The 7339-nt window shown below is 38.2% G+C and carries 7 protein-coding genes and 12 tRNA genes; 16 read left to right on the top strand and 3 right to left on the bottom strand.

Features of this window, described 5'->3' with window-relative positions:
• The first annotated feature begins 7 nt into the window (after positions 1-7).
• From CSV77_RS15960 to CSV77_RS15905, 12 genes are all read left to right on the top strand, one after another.
• Positions 8-82 (top strand) — tRNA-Met (locus CSV77_RS15960).
• 1 nt (position 83) lies between these two features.
• Positions 84-159 (top strand) — tRNA-Asp (locus CSV77_RS15955).
• A gap of 47 nt (positions 160-206) precedes the next feature.
• A tRNA-Phe gene (locus CSV77_RS15950) sits at positions 207-282 on the top strand.
• A gap of 7 nt (positions 283-289) precedes the next feature.
• Positions 290-362 (top strand) — tRNA-Thr (locus tag CSV77_RS15945).
• Positions 363-370: 8 nt separating this feature from the next.
• A tRNA-Tyr gene (locus CSV77_RS15940) sits at positions 371-455 on the top strand.
• Positions 456-458: 3 nt separating this feature from the next.
• Positions 459-529, top strand: a tRNA-Trp gene (locus tag CSV77_RS15935).
• A 25-nt stretch (positions 530-554) separates the two neighbouring features.
• Positions 555-630: transfer RNA gene (locus CSV77_RS15930), tRNA-His, on the top strand.
• Positions 631-682: 52 nt separating this feature from the next.
• Positions 683-758, top strand: a tRNA-His gene (locus CSV77_RS15925).
• 4 nt (positions 759-762) lie between these two features.
• A tRNA-Gln gene (locus tag CSV77_RS15920) sits at positions 763-834 on the top strand.
• A gap of 8 nt (positions 835-842) precedes the next feature.
• Positions 843-917 (top strand) — tRNA-Gly (locus tag CSV77_RS15915).
• 7 nt (positions 918-924) lie between these two features.
• A tRNA-Cys gene (locus CSV77_RS15910) sits at positions 925-995 on the top strand.
• Positions 996-1023: 28 nt separating this feature from the next.
• Positions 1024-1104: transfer RNA gene (locus tag CSV77_RS15905), tRNA-Leu, on the top strand.
• 148 nt (positions 1105-1252) lie between these two features.
• On the opposite strand, the gene CSV77_RS15900 is transcribed toward CSV77_RS15905, so the two are convergent.
• The 3 genes from CSV77_RS15900 to CSV77_RS15890 form a co-directional block, all read right to left on the bottom strand.
• Positions 1253-2365 carry a site-specific integrase gene (locus tag CSV77_RS15900; protein WP_099674166.1) on the bottom strand — a complete coding sequence of 371 codons (1113 nt, stop codon included), beginning with the start codon at positions 2363-2365 and terminating at the stop codon, positions 1253-1255.
• Positions 2365-2898: an ImmA/IrrE family metallo-endopeptidase gene (locus CSV77_RS15895; RefSeq protein ID WP_099674165.1), complete on the bottom strand. Its 534-nt coding sequence runs from the start codon at positions 2896-2898 to the stop codon at positions 2365-2367. The genes CSV77_RS15900 and CSV77_RS15895 overlap by 1 nt, the downstream gene beginning before the upstream one ends.
• Positions 2899-3011: 113 nt before the next feature.
• Entirely contained in the window at positions 3012-3365 is a 354-nt protein-coding gene (locus CSV77_RS15890; protein WP_099674164.1) for a helix-turn-helix domain-containing protein, read from the bottom strand.
• A gap of 171 nt (positions 3366-3536) precedes the next feature.
• On the opposite strand from CSV77_RS15890, the gene CSV77_RS15885 reads away from it, so the two are divergent.
• The 4 genes from CSV77_RS15885 (at position 3537) to recD2 (ending at position 7334) form a co-directional block, all read left to right on the top strand.
• On the top strand, positions 3537-3737 hold the full coding sequence (locus CSV77_RS15885) for a helix-turn-helix domain-containing protein (RefSeq protein WP_099674163.1): 201 nt from the start codon (positions 3537-3539) through the stop codon (positions 3735-3737).
• A 54-nt stretch (positions 3738-3791) separates the two neighbouring features.
• Positions 3792-4112, top strand: coding sequence for a DUF771 domain-containing protein (locus tag CSV77_RS15880; RefSeq protein ID WP_099674162.1), 321 nt, complete (start codon positions 3792-3794; stop codon positions 4110-4112).
• Positions 4113-4191: 79 nt separating this feature from the next.
• Positions 4192-5121 carry a transcription termination/antitermination NusG family protein gene (locus tag CSV77_RS15875; RefSeq protein ID WP_099674161.1) on the top strand — a complete coding sequence of 310 codons (930 nt, stop codon included), beginning with the start codon at positions 4192-4194 and terminating at the stop codon, positions 5119-5121.
• The gene (recD2, locus tag CSV77_RS15870) at positions 5118-7334 is read left to right on the top strand and encodes an SF1B family DNA helicase RecD2 (protein WP_099674160.1); all 2217 of its coding nucleotides are present in this window, start codon (positions 5118-5120) and stop codon (positions 7332-7334) included. The genes CSV77_RS15875 and recD2 overlap by 4 nt, the downstream gene beginning before the upstream one ends.
• Positions 7335-7339: the final 5 nt, after the last annotated feature.

The raw sequence follows: 7339 nt of genomic DNA, 5'->3' as shown, positions 1-7339 counted from the left end.
GTATTATCGCGGGGTGGAGCAGTGGTAGCTCGTTGGGCTCATAACCCAAAGGTCGCAGGTTCAAATCCTGTCCCCGCAACCAAGGTCCCGTGGTGTAGCGGTTAACATGCCTGCCTGTCACGCAGGAGATCGCGGGTTCGATTCCCGTCGGGACCGCCATTTTATACATACGCTTCAAAAAGCGTCTTTATGGAAATAACAAATGTGGCTCAGTAGCTCAGTTGGTAGAGCAAAGGACTGAAAATCCTTGTGTCGGCGGTTCGATTCCGTCCTGAGCCACCATTTATATGCCGGTGTAGCTCAATTGGTAGAGCAACTGACTTGTAATCAGTAGGTTGAGGGTTCAAGTCCTTTCGCCGGCATCCTTACTGGTGGGGTAGCGAAGTGGCTAAACGCGGCGGACTGTAAATCCGCTCCCTCCGGGTTCGGCGGTTCGAATCCGTCCCCCACCACCATTTAGGGGCATAGTTCAACGGTAGAATAGAGGTCTCCAAAACCTTTGGTGTGGGTTCGATTCCTACTGCCCCTGTATTTTTAAATAAATAATTACTATGGCGGGCGTGGCGAAGTGGTTAACGCATCGGATTGTGATTCCGACATTCGGGGGTTCGATACCCCTCGTCCGCCCCATACTTTTAAAAACGTTAACACTCATTACTATACTGAAAGTAATCATAACATGGCGGGCGTGGCGAAGTGGTTAACGCATCGGATTGTGATTCCGACACTCGGGGGTTCAATTCCCCTCGTCCGCCCCATTAGTGGGGTATAGCCAAGCGGTAAGGCAACGGACTTTGACTCCGTCATTCGTTGGTTCGAATCCAGCTACCCCAGTCAGTTTTGCGGAAGTAGTTCAGTGGTAGAATACGACCTTGCCAAGGTCGGGGTCGCGGGTTCGAATCCCGTCTTCCGCTCCACTATGTTGGCGGCATAGCCAAGCGGTAAGGCACGGGTCTGCAACACCCTTACCACCGGTTCGATTCCGGTTGCCGCCTTATAATTTTATATAATTACTTTACACGTGCCCGAGTGGTGGAATGGCAGACACGTCGCACTCAAAATGCGATGCCGCGAGGCGTGCCGGTTCAAGTCCGGCCTCGGGTATATCCTGGTCTTTTCCGGTTAAGTTGAGAAAGACCTAAAGCATCTACAAACGTTGATAACACAGCGTTTGTAGATGCTTTTTCTTTTTGGTGAATACGATAGAAAACGATAGGTTTTGAAAAGTTTATGCACAAGTAATGCACAAGGATTACACAAACATGTTCTCAAAGATTGAGATTGTTTCTTCTTCATCTTTTTCTCTCATCTCATCTAAGATGTGCGAATAGGTCTTCCAAGTTGTCTCTACATCCTTATGTCCAAGTCGTTCGCTTACATAGTTCATAGAAACCTTTTGATTGGATTCGCCACCATATAGAAGTACACTTGCATGCGTATGACGTAAGCCGTGCAAATTTAATTTTTTAATCTTTAATTCATCTAGTACTTTGTTTAATAATTTATTTACATTGGCATTGCTGATCACTTTATATTTTGAGGCTTGGCTATAGAAGACAAGATCAAAGTTATTTGTGGGAGTCGTGATAAATAGCTGTTCAAAAGTATCCATAGTAAATTTGTTAACTTTAATAACACGTATAGACTCATCATTTTTTGTTGGTCCAAATCCTTCAGGCGAGTTCTTTGCATAGCCCCAAGTCTTTTCAATGTTAATTGTACTGTCCTCGAAATTGAAATCCTTCCTTGTCAGTCCCACCATTTCACCAAAACGCATACCTGTTGATAGCGCAAGTAACAAAACATAATATCCCAAACCCTTATCTAACCGATTGACAACTTCTTTAAAAAGCGCCTTGCTTTCGTAATAGCTAAGGTGTTTTTCTTCTGATCGCTTTGCTTGAACTTTCCACGTCAATGTAACTTTCCTTGTAAAGTCAAAGGGAATAATCATATCTTCTACAGCATCACGTATACAAGCCCTGCAATGATAATTTAGTTTCTCTACAGTTTCTTTACTGCGTGTGCTGCCGTAGTCATTAATGAACCCTTGATAATCTTGCCGTGTGATTTTTTGTAAAGGGGTATCTTTAAAGTATGCTTCTACTATTTCTAGAGACCGATCATAATGATATTTGGTTTGACCTTTTATATTCTTCTTATATAAATCGATCCACTCTTTGAAGTACCAAGCAAAAGGTTCATCTTTTAAATTAGCTATAATGCCCCTAAGTAAACTTGCTTCGACTTCTCCAGCAGCCACTTGTGCTTCTTTTTTTGTTCGGAAACCACCTTTTCTAATTTGGTTTCCTTTATTACTAACTATATATTGCCAGGTTTTTCCTCGTTTTTGAAATGACGCCATTATTCTACTTTCCCTTCAATAATATTATTTTGTAATCTATCCAAATAAAGTACTTTCTGATTTAGTAACCATTTTTCTAATCGTACATCTGCAAAAGTATGTTCCACATTGAATAGAGTCGCAATAAGACCAACAGCTTCTTTTTTTAGTTGCGGTAACTCTAAATGATTCAACATGAATGTTGGAACACAGAAGTGGAATGCAAATTGTTCTGCCTGCCATTCCTGGTACTCACGGAACGGCTTGTTCATTGACCACTGATAGCCTTCATGACGCAAGATATGAGCCAATTCGTGTGCGAAGTCTTGCCAAATGGCTTGTTTAGATTGGTTTTGATTTAAAAAGATCCGATAATCGCCTCCTAAATTATTTGCTTCACTTGGTTCATCAAAGTAATAAATTTTTATATTCAGCATTGTAGAGAAATCTTCGATAAGATCGACATGATAAATTTGTGCAGGCTCTAAGATTTTTAGCGACTGATAAATTGAACAAACTTTTTCTTCTAATGAAGATAAATATGATGTATTCAAATTTAATTCGACACCTTTTCGATAATTTAGAATGTATGTTCGTGTATGAGTTATAATAATACCCTATCTAAAATTAAAAGATAGGGTTATTTACTCATATTTTAAAAGGTGTTTCATTTGTCCTCATTTTTAATGATTTCCCACATTTTTCTCAACTTTTGTAAGTCTTCCTCGTTAGAGTTAGGTAATTCTGAGTACCAACGTTTTAATTCAGGGTCGGAAATAGCCTTTTTGAATTCTTCTTCGTCCATGTTCATCGGTGAAGAGTTTTCTGTGCGGCCTAGAAGGAAGTCTGTTGAAACATTATAAAGATCCGCTAACTTCTTTAATGTCTCTGTATCAGGATCTCGATAATCTCTTTCATAGTTCGATAATACAGCATTCGTAATACCGACTTTCTTCGCTACCTCTACTTGTGACCAATTTCTTTTTTCTCTTTCCTTTTTTAAGTGAAAGCCTAAACTCATATGATCACCATTTCCATTTTACTTTTCTATAAGTAATTATACCCTAACTCAACGTAAAGTTAAGTCTTTTCAACTAAAAGTTTAATAAACACTTGACAATAAACGTAAAGTTGAATAAGGTAAGAGTATAAATTAAACTTTATGTTGAATAAAGGTTTAGGTGGTGAATAAATGACGAGGTCAGTAAATGAGAAAATAAGATTTATCCGGAAGGAATTAAATTTAAATCAATCAGTTATCGCAGAGACACTTAGCATTACAGTACAATCTTACAGCATGAAGGAAAGAGGGCAGCGACCAATTACTACAGCTGAATTAGAAGTAATTGCAAAACAATTAAAAGTACCTGTTGCTATTTTTTTTGAAGATTGATTCAACGTAAAGTTTACAATGTTGAACTTAAAATTAAAAGTGAGGTGAATCATTATGGTACAGCAACTCTCAGTCAATCTTACAATTCCAATTCCACAAGATTCTGTATTAATTAGAAAGGTGGAACTAGATGAACTAAGAAAACTAGAACTAAGTGGTGTGTATTGGAACATGAAAGAACTAGAACATCGTACAGGCAAAAAACACGAATGGTTGAAAGAAAATATTCTCTTTCGGCAGCAATTCCGAAAAGAGCTTGATAGCGAGAATGGGGGCTATGTTTATTATCCAAAAGGGAAAGGTCAGACTTGGTCTTTTCAAGCATCAAAGATGTCAGCTTTTCTTGATAAAAACTTTCATAGATTTTTCAAGTAACAGGCATAAGAAAAAATCATTAAGTAGTTGACATGCAATTCACATTACAAACGCAGAAACTAAGAAAGGATGAAGAGACATGACTTACTTTGTAGTTCAGGTTCGTAGCGGAGCGGAAATTGAAGTAAAAGAGATGTTGAATACTGTTTTGAATAGAGCAGGTGACTCAATGGTTAAAGCGATTTATGCAATGGAAACATTCACAGAAATTATTCGTGATGACAATACTGCTGTAGATCTTTCCGAGTTAAACACAAATGATATTTCTGAACACTTGAATGTAAAGAGAATTCAAGCAGGCTTAAACAACCTTCGCATCGCTTGCGACAAACTGAAAGAATACAAAGATGCCAATTCTCTTGCCTTGCTTGAAACGTACAAAGACAGCATCCGTGAACTCTCCAAAGACTTGAGAGAAGTTCGAAAGAATACGAAGAAAATAAGTAGCGTAATTAGCGGATATATTTTAGTAGAATTAAATGTAGATTTTTATTACTTCCCAGATAATTTATGGCACTTAGTGAAATCGGTGCCTAACGTAACAGGAATTCCAAGTAAGTACAATGTTCCACAAGATGAAATCGATGCTTTCTTCCAACAGGTAGATATTACACCAGAAGTGGAAATGCAATTTGAAGAAATTCTATCAAGTGAAGAGTTTGTTGAAGCAAGAAACGAAATCCTACATGAAGCGAATAAAGTAGTTGGAACTGTTGAAGAAAAAGTTTTACTCGAAAAAATTGATATTATTGCAACTAAAGTTGTTGATTCTGTAAATGAAATGAAAAATGACATTGATTCCTCTAACCCAATTATGAGAAACGTAGAACGATGTAAAGCGTTTATTCGTCGTAAACGTCAAACAGTTGTGATGCCTATGGATTTATTCTTGGCTCTTTATAATGAGATTGAAATACAAAACCTTATCCCAGTCCAAAGTTCTTTTGCATTTCTTAAACGCTTTAGATCCATATTGTATAAAGACGATAAGATGGTGAGTTTGGAATGAATGAATTCATTGGGAAAGTTGTAAAAGTTCTTTATAAAAATGAGGATTTCCTGATTGCTAAATTGCAAACGGATAATGAAGAACTCACAATTAAAGGAAGCATTTATGGGGTAAATAAAGGTGAAGAAGTAAAGGTTCGTGGGACATGGGAAAATCACACGCAGTTTGGGAAACAGTTTGTGATAGAGTTTTGGGAAAGGCCGATTCCGCAAACAAAAGATCAAGTGATTGCATTCCTAGCATCGCCCCTAATAAAGGGATGTGGGCCGAAACAGTCAGTGGTAATTGCTGAAAAGTTGGGTGAAGACGCTTTGATGATAATCAGTGAACAAGGCGAAGCGAGTTTACAAGGGATTAAAGGAATCGGTGAGAAACGCGCTAGTAACATTGTAGAAAGTGTTAGGTCTACGTTTGAGGTACAGAAAATCATTTCGGAACTACTTGTGTTCGGCATATCCGCTAGTATGGCCATGCGGCTGTATAAAGAATATGAATCTAATACGGTAGCAGTTGTTACAGAAAATCCATATAAGCTAACAGAATTAAACCTTATAGGATTCTTAAAGGCTGATGAAATTGCTCAAAAGATTGGTATATCACCCTTATCAGGATACCGTATTGATGCTTGTGTGAACTATGTTCTAAAAGAAACATGCTTCAGTTCAGGACATTGTTATGTGTTGGAAGAAAGTCTACTTGCGGAAGCTGAACGTGCATTAAACCATAATACGATTGAAGAGAACAAAGTTTCGATGGATGAATTAGCACAAAGTATTTACCGTTTAGAAGAGAAACATATCGTTATTGAAGACAAATGCGTTTACCCAAAGTTTTTATTCACATATGAAGACAGGTTAGCTCGGAAACTTTCAGAAATGAAGGGTTCTCGGGATGGCGTAGCATTGCCTTCGTTAGAAAAACAGATAACCAACTATCAAAAGAAGCAGGGAATCATCCTAGCTAAGAAGCAACGTGATGCGATTAGGCGGTTATTTGAAGAACAGATGTTAATACTCACTGGTGGTCCTGGAACAGGTAAGACAACCGTTATACGTGCCATGATTGACGTGTATAAAGAGTTGCATCCAGAATTGATTATATGCTTAGCGGCCCCGACAGGAAAGGCGAGTAGACAATTGTCAGAAGTAGCTGGATATGACGCATCTACAATCCATAGGCTCATAGGGTATCAACAAGGTGAAATCCCTACCTACAATTGGCAAGATAAACTTTCTTGCGATTTGTTAGTCGTTGATGAAATGTCGATGGTGGATGTTCAGTTAGCCAGTTTACTAATGGATGCACTTGAAAATGATACGAAAATTCTCTTTGTAGGTGACACGGATCAATTGCCATCGGTTAATCCGGGAAACGTTCTAAGCGACATGATTCATTCGGGATTACCAACAGTGGCTCTAACAGAAGTATTTATACAAGCACAAGAAAGCCAAATCATAAGTAATGCCCATAGGGTTAATCAAGGTAAATCACTTCTTATCAATAGCGATAAAGGTGATTTTTATTTTATTCATCAAGAAGATCCAAAACGAATCGCAGGCTATATTGTAAGAAGTGCTTTACGTTTTCAAGAATTAGGTTATTCCATATCGGATATTTTGATTTTAAGTCCCATGAAAAAAGGACCTGCTGGAACAATTGCATTGAATGATCAGTTGAGAGACGCTTTAAACCCTGCTGACTCGACCAAAAATGAATGGAAGATAGGAAAAAACCTATTCAGGCTCGGCGATAAAGTTATTCAGATTAAAAATAATCAATCTAAAGGCGTTTTTAATGGCGATATTGGTGTGATTACTAAAATTTCAAAAGAAGTAATTGAAAATAGTGAGACCGTTGAGAAAATGACATGTGATTTCATGGGAATAAAAGTATCATACGAAAAAAGCGAAACCAAAGAATTAGAATTAGGTTACGCAATCACGATTCACAAATCACAAGGCGGTGAAGCACCTATTGTCATAATCCCTGCTACGACAAGCCACTACGTTATGTTGGCTCGGAATTTAATGTATACAGGCATGACTAGGGCAAAAGAAAGACTCGTTTTGATTGGTACAGAAAAAGCGATGGAGATTGCTATAAGAAATAATAAACTGACAGAAAGAAACAGCGGCTTATCAAATCGTATCACCTCGTATACCGAATATAACAACCGATTCAGTACGGGCAATGCAAGCGGTGAGAGGGGGTGATATAG

Origin of the sequence: Sporosarcina sp. P16b, assembly GCF_002743065.1 — a bacterium.
Classification (GTDB): domain Bacteria; phylum Bacillota; class Bacilli; order Bacillales_A; family Planococcaceae; genus Sporosarcina.
This window is presented reverse-complemented; position numbering and strand designations above follow the sequence as displayed.

Bases quoted from the DNA above. Each gene is read 5' to 3' on its own strand.
- CSV77_RS15875 (WP_099674161.1), top strand. From the start codon at position 4,192: ATGACTTACTTTGTAGTTCAGGTTCGTAGCGGAGCGGAAATTGAAGTA.
- CSV77_RS15900 (WP_099674166.1), bottom strand. From the start codon at position 2,365: ATGGCGTCATTTCAAAAACGAGGAAAAACCTGGCAATATATAGTTAGT.
- CSV77_RS15885 (WP_099674163.1), top strand. From the start codon at position 3,537: ATGACGAGGTCAGTAAATGAGAAAATAAGATTTATCCGGAAGGAATTA.
- recD2 (WP_099674160.1), top strand. From the start codon at position 5,118: ATGAATGAATTCATTGGGAAAGTTGTAAAAGTTCTTTATAAAAATGAG.
- CSV77_RS15890 (WP_099674164.1), bottom strand. From the start codon at position 3,365: ATGAGTTTAGGCTTTCACTTAAAAAAGGAAAGAGAAAAAAGAAATTGG.
- CSV77_RS15880 (WP_099674162.1), top strand. From the start codon at position 3,792: ATGGTACAGCAACTCTCAGTCAATCTTACAATTCCAATTCCACAAGAT.